The following is a 22,879-nucleotide window of genomic DNA, read 5'->3' on the forward strand; positions in this document are numbered from 1 at the left end:
AGTAGGCGCGAGACAGCGCGGATCGCGCGAGGTGTGGTCCGTCGACAGGACAGCGACAGCTCGCACCCGATGCCTACGTTGCAGGGCGGGTGAGAGTGAGAGTTGCGGTCAGGCTCGACGCGGAGGCGGTCCGCGGTTTCCGCAGCCCGAGAGGTCCAGCAGTCGCGGCGATCCCGGTGTTCGGTATACCGGGAGCTCAGGAGCGATGCGAGATTCGTCGACCACGACGAGTGCTGCGAGCAGGGGCAGGGTCTTGCGCAGCGAGGTCACCGCGCGTCGGATGCCGCGCTCGGCTCCGCGGATTGCCAGTGCGCCGACCAGTACCGCAACCGCATGGGCAGCGAGCATCTGATGAGTGATGATCGGACCGTGATGGTGACCGTCGACGACCGTGAGCAACAGGTGACCGATCGACTGCGCAGCAGCCAGGACCACCAGCAGCTGTGCGCGCGGCGCGAACAGAATCGGTGCCGCAGCGGTTGCATATCCGATTGCCGCGCATACGAGTGCCAACAGCACCAGGGCCGCCTCGGAGGGAAACATCCCGCCACCGAAAGTGTGGGCTGCGGCAGTGACCACGGCAGACAGGCCGCCCACGGATGCCCCGCGCAGGGGCGCGAATCCATCCGTGGTTGCAGACATGACGGGAAGCCTACTATCGACTACTTCGCGTAGTAGTCGGAAGCTGTGAGCGTCGACGAAAAATCGGCAAGCCGGTCCGACGGTCTTTTTGGTATTGGCTATCCTGATCTTCGGTATTCAAATCATCAATGGCCGAACCTCGAGATCGAGAGTGGACGCACATGGCAGAAAGTTCGGACGCCGCCCAGGCGCGGGTGTTCGCCGACATGTTGACTGCTGAGATCGCAGCCGCGTCGAGTCGCGTCGAGGAGTCCGAAAACCTCGCCCGCAAGGCGTTGCGGGTCGGCGATTCTCGTAGCCATGTATGGCACAGCGACGAAGCTCAGACGCAGAAGCAGGCGCTCTACGAGTTGCATCGACAACTCGACGCCCTGCACAGCCGCTTCCTCCTGACGACGGGGCAACGCCAGAGCGCCAGGTGACGCCGCCCTATCCCCGGGCGTCGGTCGGCCGCATCGGATGCGCGGTCCTCGAATTACGTCGGGCGAGTCGGTCGAATGCGTGAACCAATTCGATGGGGCCGAGGACGTCCACGTCGGTGTCGAATCCGTTGAGCCACGCCGCAAGAGCCGTCCATGACCACGATCCGCCTTCGAGCCTGCACCGATCGGGGCCGATGTCCTCGACAACGCCGTCGCCTGCGAAGGGCACAACCTCTGCCGCAGGCCGGTGCAGGACAACACTTCCGCGGCAGGGCCATCGATCGACCTCGGCGGAACCTTTGAACCGTGCCGATACGAACGCCGCGACATCATCACCGGGGACAATCCGGGGATCGAATCGTGGACCGTGCGGCATTCGAAGAGCCATGCGGTCGACCCTGAATACTCGCCAATCGTGGCTGTCGCGGCTCCACCCGACCAGGTACCACCTCCCGCGGGACGTGACCAGGTGGTGCGGCTCCACCGAGCGCGGGGGCATCGGATCGGGGTCGGAAGCGTTGCGTGAGCCACCCGCGTAGTGGAAGCGAACAGCCGTACGAGACCTGATCGCGGTCGACAACTCCACGAGCACCTCGGCCGACACCGAATTCTTCGGCCCGTCTCCCGAACGGTCGGCAAGCGGCGTGAATTCGAGATCGTCCAGGCGATGCCGCAGCCGGGACGGCAACACCTGACGCACGGTGGTCAGAGCACGCTGTGCCGCTTCGTCCAGGCCTGCATCGACGAGCGCCGCAGACCGTAGCGCGACAGCCAACGCCACAACCTGATCGTCGTCGAACAACAACGGCGGCAATCGATTTCCAGCATCGAGGCGGTATCCCCCGTCGGGCCCCATTGCGGCAGCGATGGTGTAACCGAGCTCGCGCAGGCGGTCGACGTCACGCCGAACCGTTCGTTGACTGACGTCGAGGCGTTCTGCCAACACACTCCCCGGCCAATCCCGACTTGCCTGCAGCAACGACAACAACGTCAGCAGCCGAGAAGTAGTCGCGCTCATGTTCCGATCGTAAGCGCAGTGGAGGACCGAAACTGTCCTATACAGGTGCCACGGTATCCAGAAGCGGGGAACGAGCCCCGTCGACGCACTCAGCAGGAGCAGACGATGACGATCGAAACCACTACGCACTTGAACTTCCGCGGCGACGCTCGGGCGGCACTCGAGTTCTATCGATCGGTGTTCGGGGGCGAGACTGTGATGTCGACCTACGGCGATGTCGGCATGCCCCAGGGCCTTCCGGACTCCGACAATGTCGTGTTCGGTCGGGTGGAAAACGAGAGCGGATTCCGCATCATGGCCTACGACATTCCCGGGCACACTGCGGCGGCTGCCACCGGCGCTACCTATCGAGAAAACGGCACCACTGTCACCGATCAGCCCTTCTTCGTATCGGTCCGCGCCCAGACCATCGAGGAACTGCAGGGCTACTGGGACGCGCTCTCGTCAGGAGGAAAGATCGTCGAGCCCCTCGCCGCGTCGGCATGGAGCCCGGGTTTCGGCATGCTCACCGACCGTTATGGCGTGACCTGGTCTCTCGACGTGGCCACGTCCAACGACGCCGACTGACCGAACCTGCGAACCCGGTACGGAAACGAGCTACTCGCCTCCTCGTCGCACTAGTCTCGACTGATGACGACAGGTGACGACGAGGACCACCTCGAGTGGAACAGCAGGGCGCGCAACGAAACTCCGACTCAACGACTGGACCGAAACTGGTCTGCGCTGCTACAGGAGCTCCGAGTTGTGCAGACCGGGGTGCAGCTGTTGACCGGTTTCTTGCTCACCTTGCCGTTCCAGGCCCGTTTCGACGACTTGTCGACGGCCGGACACCTGGTCTATCTGGTGACGGTGTCGGCATCGATCATTGCGACGATTCTGCTCGTGGCTCCGGTCAGCATGCACCGATTGTTGTTTCGCCAGCGCGCAATCGACGTCATTGTGCGCGTCGGCAACACCTTGGCGATCTGCGGTCTCGCCATGCTGGGTGTGACGCTGGTCGGCGCGGCGGCGTTGACGTTCGAGATAGTGCTCGGGGTCCGCGCCGCTGCGCCCGCAGCGGCCGTCGTGGCCTTGTCTGCGATCGCAGGCTGGCTCGTGCTGCCCCGCATGTACCGCAATCGCTGACAGCAGAACCGCAACGATCACGCGTCGCGAACACGCGTCACTGTCGACGCGCGAGTGTCACGCTCTATCGACGACCGCGACGATCAAGTCCGTCAATTCGCCGGTTGCCTGCGCAGGCGTGAGCACCTCGGACACGGCGGCGTGTGACAACGCTTCTGCAGCACCGAATATGGCGGTGAGGGAGGGCGCAGACAGTCCGGCTCGGCCACTGAACGGCTGCAGGATCTCGCGGCACCGTTCCGAGTATGCATGTTCAGCGGTGCGTTTGACCTGTTCGAGTTCGGGTGAGCCTTCCAATGCCGCAAGCACACCCGTCAGCTCACGCCCCTGCGCCAACGCGCAACCCACATACGAGTCGGCGATGGCGCGTGCACGCCCGTCCAACGTCGCGGGTGCCGCGTCGAGGGATTCCTCGAGCATCGACGCCTGTCGGTCGTCGAATTCGGTGAACAGCGCGGCCAGGAGTTCGGCACGTGAGGCGAAGTGGCTGTACACCACCGGTTTCGCCACGCCGGCATGTTCGGCAAGTCGGCCGAGCGTCAGGGCGTCGGCCCCCTCCGCGCGTACGAGAGCCCAGGAGACCTCGACCAATTGGTCGTATCGGTCGGATCGTGACAGACGCGTTCGTGTCATCGCCAGCCCTCCTTGCGCTATATACGAATAGTAACCTACTCTTGGTACATAGCCGCCTCATCCTACCGAAGGAACCAGCCATGACCGCACTCGTCGTAGTCTCCCACTCCGATCCCGACTCGTTGACCCACCACGTCGCGCGGTCCGTTTCCGACGCGATCCGCGCTGCGGGCGACACCGTCGAGACCGCCGATCTAGCGGCGGAGAACTTCGACCCACGATTCTCCATGGCCGACCTGGATCTGTTCCGTGGCAACGGAACCACGCCCGCGGACGTGATCGCCGAGCAGGTGAGAATCGACCGTGCCGATCATCTGGTTCTCGTCTTCCCGATGTACTGGTGGTCCATGCCCGCACTGCTCAAAGGATGGATCGATCGGGTCTTCGTCAGCGGATGGGCCTACGACATGACTGCGGACACCGGCTTCGTCAAGAAGCTGGATCGACTCACCGTGCACCTGGTCCCCATTGCCGGCGACGACGCCGACAGTTTCGATCGCCACGGGATCGACGCCGCATTCCGAACGCAAATCGAGCGTGGAATCGTCGAATACTGCGGGGCAACAGTAGGATCGACGATGGTAGTTCATGAATCCGACACGAAGAGTCGTGACATTCTCGCCGCGGAAGTGGCAGATCTCGGTAGCGCCATCGCTGCCAGGGTGACCGGCCGACAGCAGGCCCTCACCCACTGACAACCCCGGCACGTCACTGCTCGAAGTTCAGGCCAGGAGTTGCCCGATCAACCAGTCCACGGTCGATTTGCGAACTGCGGCAGCATGATCGGTGAACAACTCGAAGTGCGATTCGGGGTATGACACGTACTCGACATTGTCGACGTCAGCGAGGGCCTTGCGCACTCGCGCGGGCGGAGTGATGGTGTCGGATTCGGCGAGGATCGCTAGAACGGGCACGGTGAGACGGGCCGCGGCCTTGCGCGTCGACCACCGCAACATGGGTGGTAGCGAGGCGACGGTCACCTCGTTGCGGTAGCTCTCCGCTCCGTGGGCCATTTCCTGCGCCCACTCGTAGGCACCGTCCGAATTCATCGCGGCCACCTCGCCGGGCCGTGCTGCCGCGGGGATGGTCAGCCCCGGTCTGTGAAACAGTCGACGCAGTGCGTCCCGAACGATGACCGGTGCGAGCTCGAGATTGCCGAAGGGAGTGAGGCGGATGAACGGGATGATTGCGGCCACCGCCTTTACTCGTGGGTCTGCGGCGGCTACAGCTATTGCGTGTCCTCCGGACATGCTTGTGCCCCACACCGCAATTCGCTCGGAATCGATCCGAGGATCGGCGGCCAATGCGTCCAGAGCGGCATGGAAAGACCGCAACTGCTGAGGCAGATCGATGTGCTGGCGTACGTCACCGCCGCTCGCGCCGAACCCCGGGTAGTCGAATGCCAGTGACGCGACCCCACGGTCGGCGAGCTCACTGCTGTATTCCGGAATCAGCATTTCCTTGACTCCGGCGAACCCCGGAGCAGTGAAGACCGCCGGGTAGGGCACGGCATCCCTGCCCTCGGGCAGAGTCAACACGGCGGACACTTCGATACCGTCCACCGCAAAAGTCATCTGTTCACCGCTCATCGCGCCCCCTCGGTCCCGATCCCCCCGTCCACTTTCTCATGCCAATCGCATCAAGGCTGCTTCGGTCGACTCGAATCCACACGCTGCGGTGTAGAACTCGGTGAGATGCGGCGCGTAGTCGACATGAAGCCACTCGATCCCAGACGCCTTCAGGTCGGACACGATAGTAGATACCAGCGTGGTGCCGACACCGCGGCGCTGCATCCCCGGACCGACTGCCGTATCGAGCAAGAAGGCATGCCGACCGCCATCCCATACCGCGTGAACGAATCCACACAGCACGTCGCCGTCGAATGCGCCCACCCACGATTTGCTGCGCTGCTCCAGTTGCGCTCGCCATGGCCGGAGTTCGTATTTCCCGCCGAAGGCAGCGTGATGGAGCCTCGATACTTCCGCATCCAGCACTGGGAAACGAACCCTGAAGTCGACCTCAGCAGACATGCATGAATTCTAACGAGGCGGCACGTGGTGCAGTCACAGATCGTCAGCACCTTACGACCGTTGCATCAGCTATCTGCTCTGGCCGACTCGATCACGTCGCGTGATTCGAGGTCGGTCGGAGGGATTGATGTGCGCGATACCGTGCCAATCCCAGTAGATTCGGTGTCTGGAGATGAGGGGGCCGTCGAGTTCCACGACCTCGACCAGATCGAGCTTGTCACCGTTCAGTGTCTGGCGAGGGTATTCCCAGGTCAGGCTGTGCCCGTCGAACGTGAAGATGTCCGTGTTCTGCGGCGACGGTGATGCGTTCTCGTCGGATCGCTTGCGCGTCGTTTCCTGCAGGAAGCTGTCGAGTGCAATTCTCCCCTCGACAATTCCGGAGCTCAGATCGAACAGCACTGGAACCAGCGGACTTTCGAGAACTGCGTCCGCCGCATAGAGCTCGGACAACGCAGACGCATCACGTGTCTCGATGCGTCTGCGCCATTCACGGAAGACATAGGAGGCTTGCTCCAGGGTTGCGGCCACGTCGAATCCTTCTGCGCTGCAATGATCCCGAAAGAACCAGATTTCGGGTCGGCCCGATATGTGCGGTGATTTACCGAACAGTGACGATGGTCGACGCCTGTTGCACAGTGTGCGATGTCCAGGGGGTCTGGGCCAAGAAACCCTCGAGACCCTCGTAGTCCGAAATCCACACCGTCGTGGTGTCTCCCTCGGTCAGACCACACGAGGCCAGGACGACGTAGGTGCCTGCCGGCACGTCGGTGACCACCTGGGTGCTGGTGACACCTGCCGGCACCTCCCCGCTCTCGTACAGGGACTGTCCGTTCCCGATCACCTCACCCACCGGGGGCAGTACGCCGTCAGGTGCCGGTGCGAGCGACGTCGTGCAGGTGATCACGTTGCCCGAGTCGTTCGTGATCGTGTTCTCGATGCTCGAACCAACAGCAGTGAAAGAGTAGGTGACGTCCCCGGGTTCGGCGGCCAGTGCGGACGCGGGTGACACCAGGAGCACAAGGGCCGCTGCTGCAGCAACACCGGTGGTTCGCGCAAAGATTCGCATATCTCGTCCCCGTCGTCGAGTAGTGCCGTTCGAGGAGCATTGTGCCCCAACAAATACCGTTTGGCACCTTTCGGTCCGGAGGTCGTGAACCGATATCCGAAACCCACCAAACCACGGTTATCGCGATCGACTCGGGCACTTCCGACGTTGCGCAGCAGCGGATCTGCTCCACGACGGTATGTCGGGCACCGACGTCGCGGACTCCGGCGCCACTCGTATCGGGTTGTTCACCCGAACGTCGACAAGATTTCGGCAACCATAATTGTTCTCCGATCGGAGTGGGTCGAGCAACGGATATTGCTAGAAAGTACGGATCAGGACGCCGATCCGTCTCGTCGACCCGACTCATCGGCAATCAAGAGATGCTCGATACTCGACGGCATCAACGAGTCCGGGCGACTGCAGAAGTACGTCTGTCGCAGATCTTCTGGTGACACATGCTCCACGCTGCCGAAGCCGCACTTTGTGGCCAGTGCTACCAGGTCCTCCGGGCGGTAGGCCGATTGCCACGGCGATCCACCCTGTTGCGCCCCGCGCTTGACCGACTGATGTGTGTGCCTCTCGCTCGGTTCGACCATGTCGGACGGCACTTGAAACGAGACCACGAACGCAGAATTACTTCCCGAGCCGATGTACTCGAAGGTCTTCGAGTTCGCCTGAGCGGTGAGATACATGCTCACGCCCAACGAGACGAATACTGCGCCTCGCCGCGGATCGAAGCCCGACTCTTCGAGTTTCGTCCACCAGTTCTCCCCATGGTCGAAGTCGACGGGCACGAAAGTCTGTTCAGTGGAATCGAGACCGAGTTCGGCCAATCGGCTTCGCTTCCAGCGCTGCGTATCCGGCCTGTCCACCTCGAATACTGTGAGTGTCTTCGTGAGATCCGTGCGACGCTGGGCGAAGGTGTCCAACCCTGCACCGAGAACGACGTACTGTTCGATTCCGTCCCGTGACTTCGCCTCGACGATGTCTTCTGCCAGTCGTGCCCGGGCTACGATCGAAGCCCGGGCACGCGCCGTCGCGGGCCCCATATCACCTCTGTTGCGCCACGTGGGCTCCGGATTTGCCAGCTCGAGCGCGACGTGATCGTCGAAAACCAAAGGTGGCTCGTCTGTTTCGCGGTGCAACGCCCGCCACAGAGCAACCCTCGTCGCAGTTGCATCAGCGGTCGGTGCAGTCGTTGTCACAGCAGAATTCCATTCCGCATCGCACGATCGCATACCATGTCAGCGCGCGCCGTCAGGCTGAGACTGCAGGCTCCAGATGCGACCGTCCGGGTCACGCACGGTCATTTCCCTTGTCCCGTAGTGGGTGTCCTCGAACGGTGCAACGACCTCGACATCGGGACCGATGTCGAGGGCCGCTTCGTCGTCGACTCTCAGAACGAGGACCGTGCGCGGGTCACGATCAGCAGGAATCTCCGCGACGAATACGGGGAGCCCGGCCCCGTTGCGGAGCTGCCCTGATCCGTGTCCAGTCTCGAATTCGAGGGCAAAACCCAAGTTCTGCAAAAACTTTGCAGACTTCCCCCAGTTGCGTGTCTCCAGAATGATCGAGTCGATTCCGTCGGTTGTCACTGCTCTACCCCTGTCCTTGGTCCGATCGATTGTCTTCGTGCCCATCGAGGTACTGACGAAGCGCTTCTGCGGCAATTGCCGACAACGACAGCCCAGAGTCGATCGAGTGAAACTTGACCCGCTTGATCAACCCGAGCGGGAGGTACACGTTGAACTGCTTCACCTCGTCGTCGTTCACGACTAGGAAGCTAGCTTGCTAGCATCAATGAGTCAACAGGTAGCGGCACGGTTCGATGTCGGAACACCGATGTACTCACACCTGACTGTCGTCGTGCTCCAATGCCCACGACGCAAGGAGTCGCAATCGCTCCGCGCTGGGGGAACCCGGCTCGGCGGTGTAGATCATCAGAATCGATCCGGGGTCGGCGGTGACGGCCAGTTCTTCGTAGGCGAGAGTCACCTCGCCCACCACCGGGTGCTGGAATCTCTTGGTTCCCGTGCCATGGGTCCGAACATCGTGCGCTCCCCACAGGGTGCGGAAAGTGTGGCTCCGCGTTGATAATTCGCCGACCAGGTCCTGCAGACCCTTGTCGTGCGGATCGCGGCCCGCCTCGGCTCGCATGATCGACACACACATCTCGGCGAAGCGGTCCCAGTCGGGATAGAACTCCCGTGACGCCGGATCCAGGAATTGGAACCTCGCCAGATTCGGGGTGCGTCCACCATCGCCTATCACCGGCGCGTAGAACGCTCGACCCAAGGCGTTGGTGGCCACGACATCCTGGTGTTGATCACGCACGAACGCAACGCCGTCGGTGATGGTGTTCAGCACCCAGGACAGACTCGGTCGTTGCACGGACGCAGTCGTCGTCCGGCGTCGAGATCGGCCGGAGGTGGGAATTCCATCCGCCGCCCGCGCCAGATCGAACAGATGCGCGCGCTCGGTACCGTCCAACTGCAGGGCGGTGGCAAGAGCATCCAGGACCGAAGCAGACGCTCCGCCGATCGCTCCGCGCTCCAACTTCGCGTAGTACTCCACACTCACACCCGCAAGCATGGCGACCTCACTACGTCGAAGTCCGGCGACCCGGCGACCCGTACCTGCCGGCAGGCCCGCGGCATCCGGGCCGATCTTCGCCCGGCGCGAGGTGAGGAATTGCCGAACCTCGGCGCGATTGTCCATGGAAACCAGCGTAGATCCAGTTGCGACGACGAGCGATGCCCTGGCGGTACACCCCTCGTCAGGGACTCCCCCGACCCCGCGACCGGTGGTTGATTGGCAACACGAGCACTTGCCATTCGATCGAAGGAGAACCCGTGCGCGCAGTCGTGATGAACAAGCCCGGAGACGTTCGCGTCGTGCAGCGACCCGACCCGACAATCATCGAGCCCACCGATGCCGTCATCCGATTGGCCGCGACGTGTGTGTGCGGCTCCGACCTGTGGCCGTACCGCGGTGCCGACCACGCGGACCGCACGCCGATGGGTCACGAGTACGTCGGCACCGTCACCGAAATCGGGAGCGCCGTAACCACGATCGAGGTGGGCGACTTCGTCGTCGGGTCCTTTTTCGCCTCGGACAACACCTGCGAGATCTGCCGGGCCGGATATCAGTCCCGCTGCGTCCACGCGCAGATCATGGGCGAGATCGGCACCCAGGCCGAGTTCGCCCGGATTCCACTCGCGGACGGCACCCTCGTGGCCACCCCCGGCGTCCCCGACGACGACCTGATTCCGTCACTGCTCGCCGCGTCGGACGTGCTGGGAACCGGCTGGTTCGCGGCCGTTGCCGCCGAGGTGGGCCCGGGCAAGACCGTGGCAGTGGTCGGGGACGGCGCGGTGGGACTGCTCGGAGTGCTCGCCGCGAACCGACTCGGTGCCGATCGCATCATCGCAATGAGCCGACACCGCGACCGGCAGAAGCTTGCCCGCGAGTTCGGTGCCACCGACATCGTCGAGGAGCGCGGTGCCGACGGCGTCGCGCGAATCAAGGCACTGACAGGCGGACTCGGCGCACACAGTGTGATCGAGGCCGTGGGCACCCAGGAATCGATGATGCAGGCCATTCGATCGACCCGACCCGGGGGTCACGTCGGATATGTCGGCGTCGCACACGATGTTTCGCTGCCGGGCGACGAGTTGTTCTTCTCCGGCGTTCACCTGCACGGCGGCCCCGCACCCGTACGTCGGTTCCTTCCCGAGCTGATCGACCTGATCTGGAGCCGCTCCATCGACCCCGGCAAAGTTTTCGACCTCATGCTTCCCCTGGACCGCGCAGCCGAAGCCTACGACGCGATGGACCAGCGCCGCGCAACCAAGGTCCTACTCACCCTCTGACGTCGATTCCTCTCGACCACAACAGAATTGGAGCCGAACAAATGGACATCGTTCGTAGCAGCATCAGCACCGTCGAGGGCCCCTCGGCCTGGTTCACCGGTGACGTGTACATCGACGCGGTAGCCGCCGCGCCGGAGCCGTCGCGAGTGTCGGCCAATCTCGTTCATTTCATGCCGGGGGCACGCACACACTGGCATCGTCATCCGCTTTCACAGACCGTGTTCGTCACCGAGGGTGTTGGCCTGTGTCAGCGTCGCGGTGGTCCCGTCGAAGTCATTCGCCCGGGCGACCGAGTGTTGTTCGATGCCGACGAAGAGCATTGGCACGGTGCCGCTCCCGACCGTCTGATGGTGCATCTGGCGATCAACGAAAGCGACGATGCGCACGATGTCGTGCAGTGGCTCGAGCCCGTGACGAACGAAGAATACTCCGAAGCGCCGACAGCAGAACATGACTGACGGGCGGAGCCGGACGATCGCAGGCCTGTCCGCCTCGGTACTGCTCCTCACATCATGCTCTTCGACCACCGAAGAGGCTGCAACACAGACGCTTACGACGGCCGCCGGTCCCGTGACCTCCGCTCCCGAAGCCGGGAACGTTGCCGGCACGGTGGTGCGATTCCGGAACGACCGACACACGGTCGACGTGGTCATCGACAACGACACCGCCGCGACGAGGGATCTGGTGGCCATGCTGCCCCTCACACTGACGGTCGACGACCACGCAGGCAGCGAGAAGATCGCTTACCTGCCCCGAGCGTTGACGCACACCGGGGTGCCCGGATCGGATCCGGACAACGGCGACTTCGTCTACTACGCCCCGTGGGGAAACCTCGTGTTCTACTACGACGCAACGGGAATCGAATTCTCCGACGACACAGTCCACCTGGGCACCTTCGATGCGACGGCCGAACAATTGGCCGGTCTCGAAACCGGCTCCGTCACAGCGGAGGTGACATCGTGAACAAGTCACAGGTGATCCCCGAAAGCCTGACCGAACGCGCACCGACGAGGCCACCGGGCGTCACCTACGTGCTGGCTGCCGGCATCTTTCTGATGGGGACCACCGAGTTCATGATCGCGGGGCTGCTGCCCGATGTAGCTGCCGACCTCGATGTCGACGTCGCCAGGGCAGGCCTGCTGATCACTGCGTTCGCCGTCGGCATGATCGTGGGTCCACCGGTGATGGCGCTGGTGACCATGCGTTTGCCTCCGCGAACCACGTTGGTGGTGTCACTGTTGGTATTCGCGATCGGTCACGTTGTGGGGGCAACGAGCACCTCGTTCCACGTCGTCACCGCCTCGCGTGTCCTCACCGCGCTCGCAACCGGAACGTTCTGGGCCGTCGCGGCAGTCATGGCGCTACGCCTCGCGAGCCCTGGAACCGGCGCGCGGGCGATGGCCGTCTTGTCCTCGGGACTCGGTCTCGCCGTGGTTGCCGGGGTTCCGCTGGGAACTTTCGCCGGTCAGATCACCGGCTGGCGTGGGCCGTTCTGGATTTTGGCGGTGCTGGCAACGATCGCCGCATTCGTCGTGCGCCGGGTGGCACCGAACGATGCGATCCGGACAGACATCTCGGTCGCTGTTGCGGTGTCGACTGTCCGTCGATGGAGGATGTGGGTGGTGTTGGCCGCCATCGTGCTCGCGCAAGCCGGCTTCCTGGGTGCGTACAGCTACATCACTCCGTTGCTCACGGACCGCTCCGGCATCGCCCCGGCCCTGGTGCCCCTGATTCTCGTGGGCTTCGGTATCGGCGGACTGCTCGGGAACGCGGTTGCCGGAAGGACCGGTGGCAGGTATCCGATCGCGACCATCGCGATCGCCGTTGCCGTGACCTCGATAGGGCTTGCAGCCCTTGCTTTTTGGGCCGGCCACCCCACGATCGCCGCAGCGTTGATCGTCGTGCTCGGCGCGTCGGGACTCGGCGCGAATCCCGTGCTCATCGCCGAGACGATGCGTCATGCCGACGGTGATTCGCCTCTGGCCTCGGCGCTGGCCACCGCGGCCTTCAATCTCGGCACGGCCGGCGGATCCGCCGTCGCCGGCCTGACTTTGTCCACATCACTGTCGACGTCGGGTCCAGCCGTGATGGGTGCAGTGGTCACCGTCACGGCACTGGTTCCGATCGCCGTGCTGACCGTCGAGAATCGCCGCGCCAGTGCCCGGCGTGACTCCCCGACCGGATGACCCAGCCCGGAAAACGTCAATCGTCGAACGACATCGAATTTCCGCCCGCCCGCTTGGCGGCATACATCGCAACGTCCGCTCTGCTCCAGGCCTGCCCGAAGTCGCAGGTAACGGAGGTGGCAGGAAGGTGAGCACCACCGACGCTCACGGTGACTCCCACCTCCGAATCGGCTGCCAACCGATTCTGCAGACCGGTGACCTGGTCGGTCGCCGAGACAGTGTCGACGTAGGTGAGGATCACGAATTCCTCGCCTCCGGTACGCGCGGTGATCGCCGGTGCTGGGAAGGCGGCGTCGATCGCGGAGGCCGTCGCGCGGAGCACGACATCGCCGTGCGCGTGGCCGAAACGATCGTTCACCTGCTTGAACCCATCGAGATCCACGACGAGGACCGCAGCGGTGCGGTCGATAACCGGGACGTCACCTCGCTGAGTGATCGCCGCGTCCAATCCCCGCCTGTTCCGCAGGCCGGTCAGTGGATCGTAGAAGGCTGTGGCCGCGTCGCTGCGCAACAGCAACAGCAGTGCCTGGGTCAGGATGGGCGCAGAGAACAAGATCAGTGTCAACAGAATGACGTACCCGCAGGCGAGCACCACATCGGCGTCCGGTTCTGCGACCGCCCGCACCAGCAGAGCGCCGACCACCGCCATGGTCAGACTCTGATGAGCCATGAACAACTTCGGGCTGTGAAACGCAGCGATGTAGCTGCCGATGATTCCCAGCGCTGCCGCGCCGGGGAGCGCCACGAATGGATCGGCCACCAAAAACAACATCGCGACGATCGTGACCTCGATGTAAGCAACGAACAGCCGAGACACCCTCTCCGACGGAAACGGTCCGCGAACCCACGCTGCTCCGACGAGCATGTTCGCCACGGCAATCGCATAGCCGGCTGTCTCGGCGGCACCGGACTCGAAGCCGGCAGGAGTGTGCGCGGCGGCGAGGCACACAACCGCGAAGAACCCGCACCAGACGCCGACCGCGACGTGAACGCGGCTCAGTAGCGGACTCGAGCGATGGTAGGCCGCCGACCAGGCGAAATTCGCAGGAAAAGACCACCATCGTCGAAGCAGATGCATGCGAGTTCGGCCTTAGAGTACGAGGGAAACGCCGCCACGACCCGACGCTCGTGCACCGAGCCGACCCCGAGTCCCGTGGCGACGCCGCCATTCTGCCAGGGCACAACGCTTGTCGAAACCGGAACGACGGGACTGCCCCGTGCGTTACCTCGACCACCCTCGACGCCGGAATGGTTTACCGACCGTGGCCTCGGGGGATGCACCGTCCGGGGCAACAGGAAACGGACACACGTGACGAATACAGGCAGACCCGTCGGGCATTGCATCGGATTTGATCTCCATCGCTAGCGGCGCGATCCATCGCGGCCGTTTCGTTCTCTTCGCCGGGCTCGGAATGATCGGGGTGACGATCATCGGCGGCGGGATCGCGACCGGCCAACTTCCGATGAATCTGGCACTGTCCGGGCAGACGTTCACCGGGACGGTCTCCGCTGTCGGGGCCCAGGGCATCACTGTCTATCCACGCGCGGTGAGCACTGCGGCAGGCGAGATGCCGAGCATCGCCGTGAAGATCGACCAGGCACAACTGTCGGACGTCTGCCTGTCCACGGTGGCACGCGGACTGCCGTTTCTCGGCGACGTCACCTTGTTCGCTCGGGTTCCCGGCGACAGCACCACTGCCGAAAGCCTCGTCGTCGACGTCGCGTCCGTCGGCGGATCGCTCACCGTTGCCGATGTGCGGCTCGGTCTCGACGCCAACGCGTTGGGTGAGGTGACCGGCTCACAGACCTCGGCTGTGCAAGTGGGCGAGTCATGGGCATCGACGACCACGATCGACATCATCTCGCTCACCGCAACGGGGGCATCGCTGCAAGGTCTCGCGGTGACGGTCGAGGGTCGCGACGCGTCGTGTTGACGCCATCGGAAACACCGGGCCGTCGAGCACGATTTCGCTCGTGGCGGTCTTCGCGGCCGTTCCGGGGCGGCGCACTTCTGGCGATATCCGGGTTGTGTCTACTGATACCGACGTTCTCGACGTTTCGCGTCGGCGATCTGCTGATCTCGATCAGCACCATTGCCGGGGTGTCGACGTTGTTGCTCGGTGCGTTGATGCTCGTGTGCGCGTGCACGGTTCTGTTACAGCCTGCAGGACGTGTTCCAGCGGGAGTCGCGGCCATGCTGCTGGCACTGGTGGCGCTTCCTGCGGCCAATTTCGGTGGCTTCGTCGTGGGCACCGTCCTGGGTGTCTTCGGGTCGGCCGCCGCACTTGCGTGGCGTCCAGTCGAGCCTAAGGTGTAGGGCCGCAACACTTTCCGCGATGCACGACGGTCAGGCAGGAGACAGACGGAAAATCGGGAACCGGCGACCCTCGGCCGTCTCGAGGTACTTCGCGAAACCCTCCGAGGCATCGAGGAACTTCTGCCAACTGCCGGCCCACTCTCCATCGGGGACTTCCGAGACGGTCACTGCGATGGTCTGCACCGCGCCGTCCACAGGAACCTCGATGTCGATGGCAGGATGAGCGCGCAGATTGTGCACCCAGGCAGGGTCTTTGGGTGAGCCGGCAGCCGAGCCGACGACCAACCAGCTGCCCTCCTCGGGAATGGCCATGAGCGGATTCAGTCGAATCTCCCCACTCTTGGCACCGATCGTGTGCAGAACGACGAGGGAGTCGCCGAAACCTGCCGTGGACACATGTCCGCCGTTGCTACGGAACTCGTCGATGATCATCTGGTTGAAGTCGGCCACTCGCTGATTATGCCGCGCGAGGCGTCGTGGCGGGCCGGTTCTCCCGGGTAGCCGAACCGGGACGATTTCCATCGCCGCCGGTCAAAGGTTAGCCTGTGCTCACGCGCACCTCGGGTGTGCTGCGCCGTCGGGCAATCCCCGGCGGCTCGTTGCTGCCTGAAACCGAAGGACACCGCTGTGCTCAACGTTCGTCGCCGTGCCGGAACCCTCGCCGCCGCGGTCGCCCTGGTCGGATCACTCGTCGCCTGCGGCGCGTCCGAGGAGGTACCCGATGCCGCAGCAGAGGCCACCGACGGAGGAACGTCCTATCCCCTGACGATCGAGAACTGCGGAGAGTCGGTGACCTTCGCCTCCGCCCCACAGCGAGTGGTATCACTCGACCAGAACTCCACCGAAATTCTGCTCTCGCTCGGCCTGCAGGATCGCATGGTGGGCACCGCCTCCTGGACGGATCCGGTCCGCGAGAACCTCGCCGAGGCCAACGCGACGGTTCCACGTTTGGCCGACAACGCCCCCACCTACGAGGTCGTGGTCGACACCGAACCCGATCTCGTCACCGCGTCGTTCGGACGCCACTTCGAGCAGGGCGGCGTCGCCGAGCGGTCACGTTTCACGGAAACCGGTGCTGCAACCTATCTTTCGCCCACCGACTGCGATGCCGGCCGCAGCGTCAACGGCGGTAACACCAGAACGACACCCCTCACGATGGATTCGCTGTACCAGGAGATCACCGAACTCGCGGCAATTTTCGACGTGAACGCCCGCGGTGCCGAGTTCGTGGACGAGCTGAAGGCCCGTATGGCCGACGCCACCGCGACAACCGCGAAATCGGATGTCTCCGTGGCATTCTGGTTCGCGGACACCAAGAGCCCGTACATCGCAGGCGGGCGCGGCTCGGCCGACCTGCTCGCGAGGACGGTCGGTATGTCGAACGTCTTCGCAGATATCGACGACGACTGGCCTGCCGTCGGCTGGGAGACCATGGTCGAACGCGATCCGACCGTCCTCGTCCTTGGCGACCTGGCGCGCAACCGTTTTCCCGGTGACCTGCTCGCCGACAAGATCGCATTCCTCGAGTCCGACCCCGTCACCAGCACGATGGCCGCCGTCCGGGACAAGCGCTACATCTCGCTGCACGGGGCGGAGATGAACCCGTCGATCAGGGCCGTCGACGGAGTCGAGAAGGTGTCGGCCGGGCTGCGCGACCTGGGGCTGTCGTCCTGACCGCGACCATCGGCACCCGGACCACCGCCCAGCGATCGTCGAACTCCCGCCATCTGTGGCGTTGGGTGTTGGCCCTGGCGGGCGGTGTCGTCCTGTGCCTGGTGTCGATCCTCGTCGCCATCACACTCGGCCCGGCGAACATCTCACTGGTCAACGTCCGTGATGTGGTGCTCAATCATCTCGGCGTCACCGACGTTCCTGTGAAAGTGTCCAAGAACGCGATCGTCTGGGAGGAACGGCTCCCCCGGGCGCTGGTTGCCGCCGCAAGCGGCGTCGGCCTCGGTATCTGCGGCGTCATCATGCAGTCGCTGCTGCGCAATCCACTGGCGGACCCGTTCGTTCTCGGAGTGTCCTCGGGTGCCTCGACGGGAGCCGTCGTGGTCGGAGTGCTCGGTGTCGGCGGTGCCGCACTCGGACTGTCCGGGGGCGCCTTCATCGGTGCGCTCGTCGCATTCGGGCTGGTGCTCTTCCTCGCCCGGATGTCCGGCAGCGGAAACGATCGCGTCATCCTCGCCGGAGTTGCGACCACCCAATTGTTCTCGGCCCTCACCTCTTTCGTGATTTTCGCATTCGCAGACTCCGACGAAACCCGCGGTGTCATGTTCTGGCTACTCGGATCGTTCGAGGGAGTGCGATGGAACGACGTGGTGCTGTGCGTGACGGTGGCGGCTGTCGGCGCGGTGGTGTGTTGCTACTACGCCTACGTGCTCGACGCCTTCGCGTTCGGCAACTCGGTCGCATCCTCGCTGGGCTTCGACGTCAAGAAGGTGCGCCTGGCTCTGCTCGTCGGCACTGCATTGATCACCGCGACGTTGGTCAGCGTCGCCGGTGCCATCGGTTTCGTCGGCCTCATTCTTCCGCATGCCGCGCGATTGCTGGTGGGGCCCAACCACAGCCGTCTCGTGCCGACCACCGCAATCATCGGCGCGATCTTCATGGTGTGGGTCGACGCCGTATCCCGAGTGGCGTTCGCGCCCACCCCACTTCCGGTCGGCGTCGGAACCGCTCTGGTCGGTGTACCTGCCTTCATCGCGATCATGGCTCGCAAGAGAGGAATTCGATGACTCTGCACGCGTCGAACGTCTCCTGGAAGCGGGGCGGGGCTCTGGTGGTCGACGGAGTGACGCTGCACCCCGCACCCGGCCGCATGGTGGGACTGTTGGGGCCCAACGGTTCCGGTAAGTCCTCGCTGCTGCACCTGATGGCCGGGGCTGCGTCACCGACCTCGGGCGTCGTCGAACTCGATGGCGCAGCGCTCGGTTCGCTCAAACGCAAACACGTCGCCCGCGCCGTCGCCGTCGTCGGTCAACACGCCCATACGGACATGGATGTGACAGTTCGGGACGTGGTGAGGCTCGGCCGCATTCCGCACCGCGGAGCCTTCGGCGGCACCGACGCCGACGAGGACGCAGTGGACGACGCCCTCGCGCAGACCGGGCTCACCGACAAGGCGGATCGGTTGTGGCGCATCCTCTCCGGAGGTGAGCAGCAGCGGGCGCACATCGCTCGCGCTCTCGCCCAGCAGCCCCGCGAGATGCTGCTCGACGAACCCACCAACCACCTCGACATCCATCACCAGCTCGAACTGCTGGCCCTCGTCGCCCGCCTGCCGATCACCAGCGTCGTCGCGCTCCACGACCTGAACCTGGCTGCAATGTTCTGCGATGAGGTGCTGATCCTGAAGAACGGATCGGTAGTCGCCGGCGGAACACCCGCGGACGTGCTCACCGAAGAACTCATCGCCGAGGTGTACGAGGTGCGGGCGCGCGTGTCCGTGGACGGCGACAACGGACGAGTGCACATTCGATTCGACGCGGCGGCCGGCTCCGTCGAGGAGAAGCGGGACTCCGGCGTATCGGCACTCTCACGTCCCTGATCGGCCCGGGGAATCGAGTTCTCTACTGACCGACGGATCGCAACGACACGGGCGTACTGGCCAGTTGCGTCAGACGCCGGAAGTTCGACATAGCCGGCGATTCCGATGAATCTGCGCGTCGAACGAACATCGTCTCTGCGCGCGCCTGATCCGGCGGCAGGTGGTACATCCTCAGCCGAGAGGCAGCAGGTGAGGAGGCGACCACGGGGACCGGAAGCAGCGTACTGCCCATTCCCGCCGCGACACAGCCGAGAATGCCTTCCAGACTGCCGAATTCGAGGATCTGGGGGTGCGCGACATCGTTGTCGGCGAATATCTGCTCGAGGCGGGCGCGATAGGCGCACCCGCTGCGAAGTACCAGGATTCTCTGCGGTTCTGCGAAAGCTTCGCGGACGTCGGCCGTCCGTTGAGTCGTGACGAGTGCGAGTTCCTCGACGAACGCAAGTTCGGCGACGAGATCTGGGTGATCGACCGGTCCGCAGACGAACGCGCCATCGAGGTGATGTTCGATCACCATGTCGATGAGATCGGCGGACGTTCCGGTTCGCAACGTGAGGTCGACGTGCGGACACTCCGATGTGTACGACGCCAGGATATCGGGCAACCGCAGCCCCGCCGTGGTCTCCATCGATCCGATGGCCAGTGTGCCGGTGGGGTCGGCCTCGTTGCCGACGACGTGCGCCGCTTCGCGCATCAGGGCGGTGGCACGTTCGGCGAAAGGTAGAAACGCTTGGCCTGCATTGGTCAGCGATACCCCGCGCGCGTGCCGGCGGAAGAGTTCTACGCCGAGTTCTTCTTCCAGTGCGCGGATTCGAGTGCTGATGTTCGACTGAACGGTATGCAACTTCGTCGAGGCGCGGGAGATGCCACCTGATTCTGCTACGGCGAGAAAGAAGTTCAGGTCCGTGATTTCCATTGTGGTAGCTCCACTTCGCGCAACGAAGAGACGTAGCACCGCTGCCTGAACCGGCGGGCGGTGATGGTGCTGGGTGGTCGGCTTCGAGCATGCAACGCTTGATGGAGGCCGGATGCCGAGACCGATCCTACGGCCCGGCACCGGCCTCCCCAGGACTTTCGAGACGAGTGAATCAGCTTCCGGCGCGCGACGGGATTTCGAGCTCGCCGGTGATGTACTGAGCCGCACCGAATCCGAAGGACCAATCCGACGGTGAATTTTCCGAGACAGCGATGAACAGGTCCTCCTCGCCGACTCCGACGTCGACGAGCGCTTCCGACACCGCGATGAACAGGTGTTGCTTGGTCTGCGTGGATCGGCCGGTCTGGGTGAAGATGTGCACGATCACCACCGCGGGGGAACGATCGAAACCGAGGCCTGCATCATCGGCGATGATGTCTTCTGCCTGGTGAGCGGTGATGATCTGGAACCGGTCCTTCATGGGGATGCCCAGCACCTCCACCAACGAACTGTGTATCGCGTCTGCAATTGCACGGCGCTGCTGGGGTGGTCGGTCGGCGGTCAGGTCGATACGTACGAGCGGCATGGCTGATCTCGTTTCGGGTGGTCAGTGCGTGGTGCTGAGGTCGTGGTCGTTCATTGGCACCGGCTTGGCAACGTGGTCCCAGGCCCGACGTACTACGGGACTCGACGTCCCGTGGCGGAGCAGGATCACGAATGCCACTGCCGAGAGTGCAGTGATGGCAATCGGGTAGATGACGCCGGCGAGTTGATTTCCGGTTGCTGTGACCACACCCAGGGCGATCAGCGGAGTGAATCCACCGAACACGCCCGTTCCGACGTGGTAGGCCAGGGATAGGCCGGTGTAGCGGATCTGTGGTGGAAAAAGTTCGGACAGGAAGGCTGCCGTCGGTCCGTACACCATGGCGACGAAGATGACTTGAATGGTGAGCGCCACCACCAGCTGCACGTTCCGACCGCTCACTGCCGCTTCCCGTATCCAGGCGAACAGCGGCAGGTAGCTGACGGCCGAGAGCACGAGACCTCCGACGATGAACCGCGGACGCCCATACGTATCGGAGAGGCGGCCGAAGATGACGAAGAACGGCGTGGCGATGACCAACGCAATACCGATGCAGAGGTTGGCGGTGAGGAAATCGATCTTCAACACCGTCTGCAAGAAATAGAGGGTGTAGAACTGGCTGGTGTACCACGCGACCCCTAGTCCGGCGGTGACCGCAACAAGGACGGTCATCAGCAGAGACAGGCTCGGACGGTTCGTCACTGCGTCCTTGATCGGGGACTTCGACAGACTTCCACTGCGACGCATTTCCTCGAACACGGGCGACTCGTGCATCTTCATCCGGATCTTGAGGGAGAACAACACCAGCACGGCGGAGAGGAGGAATGGGATACGCCAACCCCACGACTCGAATGCGTCGTCGCCGAGAGCAAGACGACACACCACGATGACACCGATCGAGAGCAGCAGTCCGCCGGTGGCGGTGGTCTGAAGCACGCTGGTGAACAGTCCGCGTTTGGCTGCGGGTGAGTTCTCCGCGATGTAGACCACGGCGCCGCCGTATTCTCCACCGATGGCCAGGCCCTGCAACAGACGCAGAACCACCAGGAGGATGGGTGCGGCGATGCCGATGTGGTCGTATGTGGGCATCAAACCGAGCATCGTCGTGGCACCACCCATGAGCAACAGGGTGGTCATGAACGTTTTCTTCCGTCCAACTCGGTCGCCCATCCGACCGAAGACGACGGCACCGATGGGACGGACGACGAAGCCGGTGCCGAAGGCCGCAATGGTAACCAGAAGCGCTGCAGTGGAATTGCCACCGGGGAAGAACATGCCCGAGAACACCACCGCCAAACTGCCGTAAATGTAGAAGTCGTACCACTCGATCAGGGTTCCGACACTCGATGCAGCGATGATCTTACGAATCTTGTTGGGTGGCAATGTTTCCGATAGTGCGTCGGCATCTATCTTGCCGGAAGTGGGTGTGCTCATGAGGTGTCCCGTTCGTTTGCGGATCAATGAATGAGGTGTGCGGGCACGTGGCGCATCACGGCCGCGCGCGGGTGACAACGGTCAGTTGGTCGGGGCAAGAGCCGGAGCACGGCGAGTGAGAATCGCTTCGGCGTCTCCGGACATGTCGGCGATGATCTCGGCCGCGCTCTGCACGCTCGTGATCTGCCCGATGCCCTCCCCGACAATCATGTTGGCGGTGTCGTAGTCTTCGGCGTCGACTGCTGCGTGAAAGCGCTCTCGTGTCTCTGCGATGTTCTCGCGCAGCGCCGATTCGCTACCGTTCCACCGACGGACGAAGTCGTTGTGCAGCACGCGACCGGTGTACTGCGCCGGCCAGTTCTTTCCTCGGACCACGTCGTAGACGCGTTGTCTGATCGTGTGGTCGCCGCTCAGCTCGAGAGCCTTCCGCTGCGCGGCACGCGGAATGGCAGCCTCGTGAGCAGCCCAGAACCGCGTGCCGACGAGAACCCCGTCGGCACCGAGGGCGAGGGCGGCGGCAAGCCCCCGGCCGTCGCTCACACCGCCCGCTGCCAACAGCAAGACCTCGGAAGCCCTCTCGTGCAACAGATCCGCGACTTCGGGAACCAAGGTGAAGGTGGATCGAGTACCCAGACCGTGTCCGCCCGCTTCGCCGCCCTGCGCGGCGACAACGTTTGCGCCGCAGTCGATTGCCCGACGCGCCTGTTCGAGGTTGTGTACTTGGCAGATCAATGGAATGCCGGCGGCTCGAATTGCCGGTGCGTATGGCGCGGGGTCCGCAAAGGACAGGAAAATCGCTGCCGGACGGCGTTCGAGGACTTGGTCGAGAACATGCTCGTTGCCTTTCAGCGTCCAGGTGATGAACCCGCACCCGACGGACTTCGAGGTGACGGCGTCGAACTGCGACCGTATCCATGCTTCGTCGACGTAGCCGCCCCCCAATAGCCCGAGACCGCCGGCAGCGGCGACGGCGCCGGCAAGACGTGCGTCGGAGACGTAGTCCATCGGTGCCAGAACGATGGGATGTTCGATTCCGAAAGTGTGGGTCAACCGGGTTGCCAAGCTCATGAATAACTCCTGCACGGGTGTGATGCGCGACACTG

The 22,879-nt window shown here is 63.7% G+C and carries 30 protein-coding genes; 13 read left to right on the forward strand and 17 right to left on the reverse strand.

The window, feature by feature from the left end; genetic code table 11:
- Window positions 1-108 precede the first annotated feature (108 nt).
- Window positions 109-642, reverse strand: coding sequence for a hypothetical protein (locus ACNEOT_RS18030; RefSeq protein ID WP_415975694.1), 534 nt, complete (start codon window positions 640-642; stop codon window positions 109-111).
- A gap of 161 nt (window positions 643-803) precedes the next feature.
- Here ACNEOT_RS18030 and ACNEOT_RS18035 point away from each other — a divergent pair, with 161 nt between their 5' ends.
- The gene (locus ACNEOT_RS18035) at window positions 804-1,064 is read left to right on the forward strand and encodes a hypothetical protein (RefSeq protein ID WP_415975696.1); all 261 of its coding nucleotides are present in this window, start codon (window positions 804-806) and stop codon (window positions 1,062-1,064) included.
- A gap of 7 nt (window positions 1,065-1,071) precedes the next feature.
- On the opposite strand, the gene ACNEOT_RS18040 is transcribed toward ACNEOT_RS18035, so the two are convergent.
- Window positions 1,072-2,082, reverse strand: a complete 1,011-nt coding sequence (locus tag ACNEOT_RS18040) for a helix-turn-helix transcriptional regulator (RefSeq protein WP_415975698.1) — start codon at window positions 2,080-2,082, stop codon at window positions 1,072-1,074.
- Between the two features lie 105 nt (window positions 2,083-2,187).
- Between ACNEOT_RS18040 and ACNEOT_RS18045 the strand changes: the two genes are divergently transcribed.
- Entirely contained in the window at window positions 2,188-2,649 is a 462-nt protein-coding gene (locus tag ACNEOT_RS18045) for a VOC family protein (protein ID WP_415975700.1), read from the forward strand.
- Between the two features lie 63 nt (window positions 2,650-2,712).
- A complete protein-coding gene (locus ACNEOT_RS18050; protein ID WP_415975702.1) occupies window positions 2,713-3,207 on the forward strand; it encodes a DUF6328 family protein in 495 nt (164 codons plus the stop codon).
- Between the two features lie 57 nt (window positions 3,208-3,264).
- Here the strand turns inward: ACNEOT_RS18050 and ACNEOT_RS18055 are convergent, their stop codons facing one another.
- Entirely contained in the window at window positions 3,265-3,840 is a 576-nt protein-coding gene (locus tag ACNEOT_RS18055; protein WP_415975704.1) for a TetR/AcrR family transcriptional regulator, read from the reverse strand.
- An 80-nt stretch (window positions 3,841-3,920) separates the two neighbouring features.
- Here ACNEOT_RS18055 and ACNEOT_RS18060 point away from each other — a divergent pair, with 80 nt between their 5' ends.
- The gene (locus ACNEOT_RS18060) at window positions 3,921-4,535 is read left to right on the forward strand and encodes an NAD(P)H-dependent oxidoreductase (RefSeq protein ID WP_415975706.1); all 615 of its coding nucleotides are present in this window, start codon (window positions 3,921-3,923) and stop codon (window positions 4,533-4,535) included.
- A 27-nt stretch (window positions 4,536-4,562) separates the two neighbouring features.
- Here the strand turns inward: ACNEOT_RS18060 and ACNEOT_RS18065 are convergent, their stop codons facing one another.
- The 8 genes from ACNEOT_RS18065 to ACNEOT_RS18100 all read right to left on the reverse strand — a co-directional run bounded on the left by ACNEOT_RS18065 (window position 4,563) and on the right by ACNEOT_RS18100 (window position 9,636).
- A complete protein-coding gene (locus ACNEOT_RS18065) occupies window positions 4,563-5,429 on the reverse strand; it encodes an alpha/beta hydrolase (RefSeq protein WP_415975708.1) in 867 nt (288 codons plus the stop codon).
- Between the two features lie 36 nt (window positions 5,430-5,465).
- The gene (locus tag ACNEOT_RS18070; protein ID WP_415975710.1) at window positions 5,466-5,870 is read right to left on the reverse strand and encodes a GNAT family N-acetyltransferase; all 405 of its coding nucleotides are present in this window, start codon (window positions 5,868-5,870) and stop codon (window positions 5,466-5,468) included.
- A 69-nt stretch (window positions 5,871-5,939) separates the two neighbouring features.
- Entirely contained in the window at window positions 5,940-6,398 is a 459-nt protein-coding gene (locus tag ACNEOT_RS18075) for a nuclear transport factor 2 family protein (RefSeq protein WP_415975712.1), read from the reverse strand.
- 70 nt (window positions 6,399-6,468) lie between these two features.
- Window positions 6,469-6,936: a hypothetical protein gene (locus tag ACNEOT_RS18080; RefSeq protein WP_415975714.1), complete on the reverse strand. Its 468-nt coding sequence runs from the start codon at window positions 6,934-6,936 to the stop codon at window positions 6,469-6,471.
- Between the two features lie 314 nt (window positions 6,937-7,250).
- Entirely contained in the window at window positions 7,251-8,123 is an 873-nt protein-coding gene (locus tag ACNEOT_RS18085) for a class I SAM-dependent methyltransferase (RefSeq protein WP_415975716.1), read from the reverse strand.
- Window positions 8,124-8,162: 39 nt separating this feature from the next.
- The gene (locus tag ACNEOT_RS18090) at window positions 8,163-8,513 is read right to left on the reverse strand and encodes a VOC family protein (RefSeq protein ID WP_415975717.1); all 351 of its coding nucleotides are present in this window, start codon (window positions 8,511-8,513) and stop codon (window positions 8,163-8,165) included.
- Window positions 8,514-8,517: 4 nt separating this feature from the next.
- Entirely contained in the window at window positions 8,518-8,691 is a 174-nt protein-coding gene (locus ACNEOT_RS18095) for a CopG family transcriptional regulator (protein WP_415975719.1), read from the reverse strand.
- 75 nt (window positions 8,692-8,766) lie between these two features.
- Complete coding sequence (locus ACNEOT_RS18100) at window positions 8,767-9,636, reverse strand: helix-turn-helix transcriptional regulator (protein WP_415975720.1); 870 nt, start codon at window positions 9,634-9,636, stop codon at window positions 8,767-8,769.
- Between the two features lie 149 nt (window positions 9,637-9,785).
- On the opposite strand from ACNEOT_RS18100, the gene ACNEOT_RS18105 reads away from it, so the two are divergent.
- Genes ACNEOT_RS18105 through ACNEOT_RS18120 form a run of 4 tightly spaced genes read left to right on the forward strand, consistent with a single transcriptional unit; the run spans window position 9,786 to window position 12,976 of the window.
- Window positions 9,786-10,790 carry a zinc-dependent alcohol dehydrogenase family protein gene (locus tag ACNEOT_RS18105; protein WP_415976356.1) on the forward strand — a complete coding sequence of 335 codons (1,005 nt, stop codon included), beginning with the start codon at window positions 9,786-9,788 and terminating at the stop codon, window positions 10,788-10,790.
- Between the two features lie 41 nt (window positions 10,791-10,831).
- Window positions 10,832-11,248, forward strand: coding sequence for a cupin domain-containing protein (locus ACNEOT_RS18110; protein ID WP_415975722.1), 417 nt, complete (start codon window positions 10,832-10,834; stop codon window positions 11,246-11,248).
- Window positions 11,241-11,753 (forward strand): cyclophilin-like fold protein, encoded by a 513-nt coding sequence (locus tag ACNEOT_RS18115; protein WP_415975724.1) that lies wholly within the window; start codon window positions 11,241-11,243, stop codon window positions 11,751-11,753. Before ACNEOT_RS18110 ends, ACNEOT_RS18115 begins: the two co-directional genes overlap by 8 nt.
- Entirely contained in the window at window positions 11,750-12,976 is a 1,227-nt protein-coding gene (locus tag ACNEOT_RS18120; protein WP_415975725.1) for an MFS transporter, read from the forward strand. The genes ACNEOT_RS18115 and ACNEOT_RS18120 overlap by 4 nt, the downstream gene beginning before the upstream one ends.
- A gap of 16 nt (window positions 12,977-12,992) precedes the next feature.
- Here ACNEOT_RS18120 and ACNEOT_RS18125 read toward each other — a convergent pair whose 3' ends face one another.
- Window positions 12,993-14,054 (reverse strand): diguanylate cyclase, encoded by a 1,062-nt coding sequence (locus ACNEOT_RS18125; RefSeq protein ID WP_415975726.1) that lies wholly within the window; start codon window positions 14,052-14,054, stop codon window positions 12,993-12,995.
- A gap of 271 nt (window positions 14,055-14,325) precedes the next feature.
- On the opposite strand from ACNEOT_RS18125, the gene ACNEOT_RS18130 reads away from it, so the two are divergent.
- Both ACNEOT_RS18130 and ACNEOT_RS18135 read left to right on the forward strand, forming a co-directional pair.
- Window positions 14,326-14,910, forward strand: a complete 585-nt coding sequence (locus ACNEOT_RS18130) for a DUF6230 family protein (protein WP_415975728.1) — start codon at window positions 14,326-14,328, stop codon at window positions 14,908-14,910.
- The gene (locus ACNEOT_RS18135) at window positions 14,904-15,293 is read left to right on the forward strand and encodes a DUF6114 domain-containing protein (RefSeq protein ID WP_415975729.1); all 390 of its coding nucleotides are present in this window, start codon (window positions 14,904-14,906) and stop codon (window positions 15,291-15,293) included. Before ACNEOT_RS18130 ends, ACNEOT_RS18135 begins: the two co-directional genes overlap by 7 nt.
- A 30-nt stretch (window positions 15,294-15,323) precedes the next feature.
- Here ACNEOT_RS18135 and ACNEOT_RS18140 read toward each other — a convergent pair whose 3' ends face one another.
- The gene (locus ACNEOT_RS18140; RefSeq protein WP_415975731.1) at window positions 15,324-15,743 is read right to left on the reverse strand and encodes a nitroreductase/quinone reductase family protein; all 420 of its coding nucleotides are present in this window, start codon (window positions 15,741-15,743) and stop codon (window positions 15,324-15,326) included.
- A gap of 177 nt (window positions 15,744-15,920) precedes the next feature.
- Here ACNEOT_RS18140 and ACNEOT_RS18145 point away from each other — a divergent pair, with 177 nt between their 5' ends.
- The 3 genes from ACNEOT_RS18145 to ACNEOT_RS18155 all read left to right on the forward strand — a co-directional run bounded on the left by ACNEOT_RS18145 (window position 15,921) and on the right by ACNEOT_RS18155 (window position 18,843).
- A complete protein-coding gene (locus tag ACNEOT_RS18145; protein WP_415975733.1) occupies window positions 15,921-16,967 on the forward strand; it encodes an ABC transporter substrate-binding protein in 1,047 nt (348 codons plus the stop codon).
- Between the two features lie 98 nt (window positions 16,968-17,065).
- A complete protein-coding gene (locus ACNEOT_RS18150) occupies window positions 17,066-18,031 on the forward strand; it encodes a FecCD family ABC transporter permease (RefSeq protein WP_415976357.1) in 966 nt (321 codons plus the stop codon).
- Window positions 18,028-18,843: an ABC transporter ATP-binding protein gene (locus ACNEOT_RS18155; RefSeq protein ID WP_415975734.1), complete on the forward strand. Its 816-nt coding sequence runs from the start codon at window positions 18,028-18,030 to the stop codon at window positions 18,841-18,843. The genes ACNEOT_RS18150 and ACNEOT_RS18155 overlap by 4 nt, the downstream gene beginning before the upstream one ends.
- Window positions 18,844-18,865: 22 nt before the next feature.
- On the opposite strand, the gene ACNEOT_RS18160 is transcribed toward ACNEOT_RS18155, so the two are convergent.
- The 4 genes from ACNEOT_RS18160 to ACNEOT_RS18175 form a co-directional block, all read right to left on the reverse strand.
- Window positions 18,866-19,759: a LysR substrate-binding domain-containing protein gene (locus ACNEOT_RS18160; protein WP_415975736.1), complete on the reverse strand. Its 894-nt coding sequence runs from the start codon at window positions 19,757-19,759 to the stop codon at window positions 18,866-18,868.
- A gap of 172 nt (window positions 19,760-19,931) precedes the next feature.
- Window positions 19,932-20,345 carry a tautomerase family protein gene (locus ACNEOT_RS18165; protein WP_415975737.1) on the reverse strand — a complete coding sequence of 138 codons (414 nt, stop codon included), beginning with the start codon at window positions 20,343-20,345 and terminating at the stop codon, window positions 19,932-19,934.
- Window positions 20,346-20,366: 21 nt separating this feature from the next.
- Entirely contained in the window at window positions 20,367-21,776 is a 1,410-nt protein-coding gene (locus ACNEOT_RS18170; protein ID WP_415975739.1) for an MFS transporter, read from the reverse strand.
- An 81-nt stretch (window positions 21,777-21,857) separates the two neighbouring features.
- Window positions 21,858-22,844, reverse strand: coding sequence for an NAD(P)H-dependent flavin oxidoreductase (locus tag ACNEOT_RS18175; protein WP_415975741.1), 987 nt, complete (start codon window positions 22,842-22,844; stop codon window positions 21,858-21,860).
- Window positions 22,845-22,879: the final 35 nt, after the last annotated feature.

This window comes from Rhodococcus sp. 077-4 (genome assembly GCF_047782425.1).
Classification (GTDB): Bacteria; Actinomycetota; Actinomycetes; order Mycobacteriales; family Mycobacteriaceae; genus Rhodococcoides.

Bases quoted from the DNA above. Each gene is read 5' to 3' on its own strand.
- ACNEOT_RS18030 (WP_415975694.1), bottom strand. From the start codon at position 642: ATGTCTGCAACCACGGATGGATTCGCGCCCCTGCGCGGGGCATCCGTG.
- ACNEOT_RS18035 (WP_415975696.1), top strand. From the start codon at position 804: ATGGCAGAAAGTTCGGACGCCGCCCAGGCGCGGGTGTTCGCCGACATG.
- ACNEOT_RS18040 (WP_415975698.1), bottom strand. From the start codon at position 2,082: ATGAGCGCGACTACTTCTCGGCTGCTGACGTTGTTGTCGTTGCTGCAG.
- ACNEOT_RS18045 (WP_415975700.1), top strand. From the start codon at position 2,188: ATGACGATCGAAACCACTACGCACTTGAACTTCCGCGGCGACGCTCGG.
- ACNEOT_RS18050 (WP_415975702.1), top strand. From the start codon at position 2,713: ATGACGACAGGTGACGACGAGGACCACCTCGAGTGGAACAGCAGGGCG.
- ACNEOT_RS18055 (WP_415975704.1), bottom strand. From the start codon at position 3,840: ATGACACGAACGCGTCTGTCACGATCCGACCGATACGACCAATTGGTC.
- ACNEOT_RS18060 (WP_415975706.1), top strand. From the start codon at position 3,921: ATGACCGCACTCGTCGTAGTCTCCCACTCCGATCCCGACTCGTTGACC.
- ACNEOT_RS18065 (WP_415975708.1), bottom strand. From the start codon at position 5,429: ATGAGCGGTGAACAGATGACTTTTGCGGTGGACGGTATCGAAGTGTCC.
- ACNEOT_RS18070 (WP_415975710.1), bottom strand. From the start codon at position 5,870: ATGTCTGCTGAGGTCGACTTCAGGGTTCGTTTCCCAGTGCTGGATGCG.
- ACNEOT_RS18080 (WP_415975714.1), bottom strand. From the start codon at position 6,936: ATGCGAATCTTTGCGCGAACCACCGGTGTTGCTGCAGCAGCGGCCCTT.
- ACNEOT_RS18100 (WP_415975720.1), bottom strand. From the start codon at position 9,636: ATGGACAATCGCGCCGAGGTTCGGCAATTCCTCACCTCGCGCCGGGCG.
- ACNEOT_RS18105 (WP_415976356.1), top strand. From the start codon at position 9,786: ATGAACAAGCCCGGAGACGTTCGCGTCGTGCAGCGACCCGACCCGACA.
- ACNEOT_RS18110 (WP_415975722.1), top strand. From the start codon at position 10,832: ATGGACATCGTTCGTAGCAGCATCAGCACCGTCGAGGGCCCCTCGGCC.
- ACNEOT_RS18115 (WP_415975724.1), top strand. From the start codon at position 11,241: ATGACTGACGGGCGGAGCCGGACGATCGCAGGCCTGTCCGCCTCGGTA.
- ACNEOT_RS18125 (WP_415975726.1), bottom strand. From the start codon at position 14,054: ATGCATCTGCTTCGACGATGGTGGTCTTTTCCTGCGAATTTCGCCTGG.
- ACNEOT_RS18155 (WP_415975734.1), top strand. From the start codon at position 18,028: ATGACTCTGCACGCGTCGAACGTCTCCTGGAAGCGGGGCGGGGCTCTG.
- ACNEOT_RS18160 (WP_415975736.1), bottom strand. From the start codon at position 19,759: ATGGAAATCACGGACCTGAACTTCTTTCTCGCCGTAGCAGAATCAGGT.
- ACNEOT_RS18165 (WP_415975737.1), bottom strand. From the start codon at position 20,345: ATGCCGCTCGTACGTATCGACCTGACCGCCGACCGACCACCCCAGCAG.
- ACNEOT_RS18170 (WP_415975739.1), bottom strand. From the start codon at position 21,776: ATGAGCACACCCACTTCCGGCAAGATAGATGCCGACGCACTATCGGAA.
- ACNEOT_RS18175 (WP_415975741.1), bottom strand. From the start codon at position 22,844: ATGAGCTTGGCAACCCGGTTGACCCACACTTTCGGAATCGAACATCCC.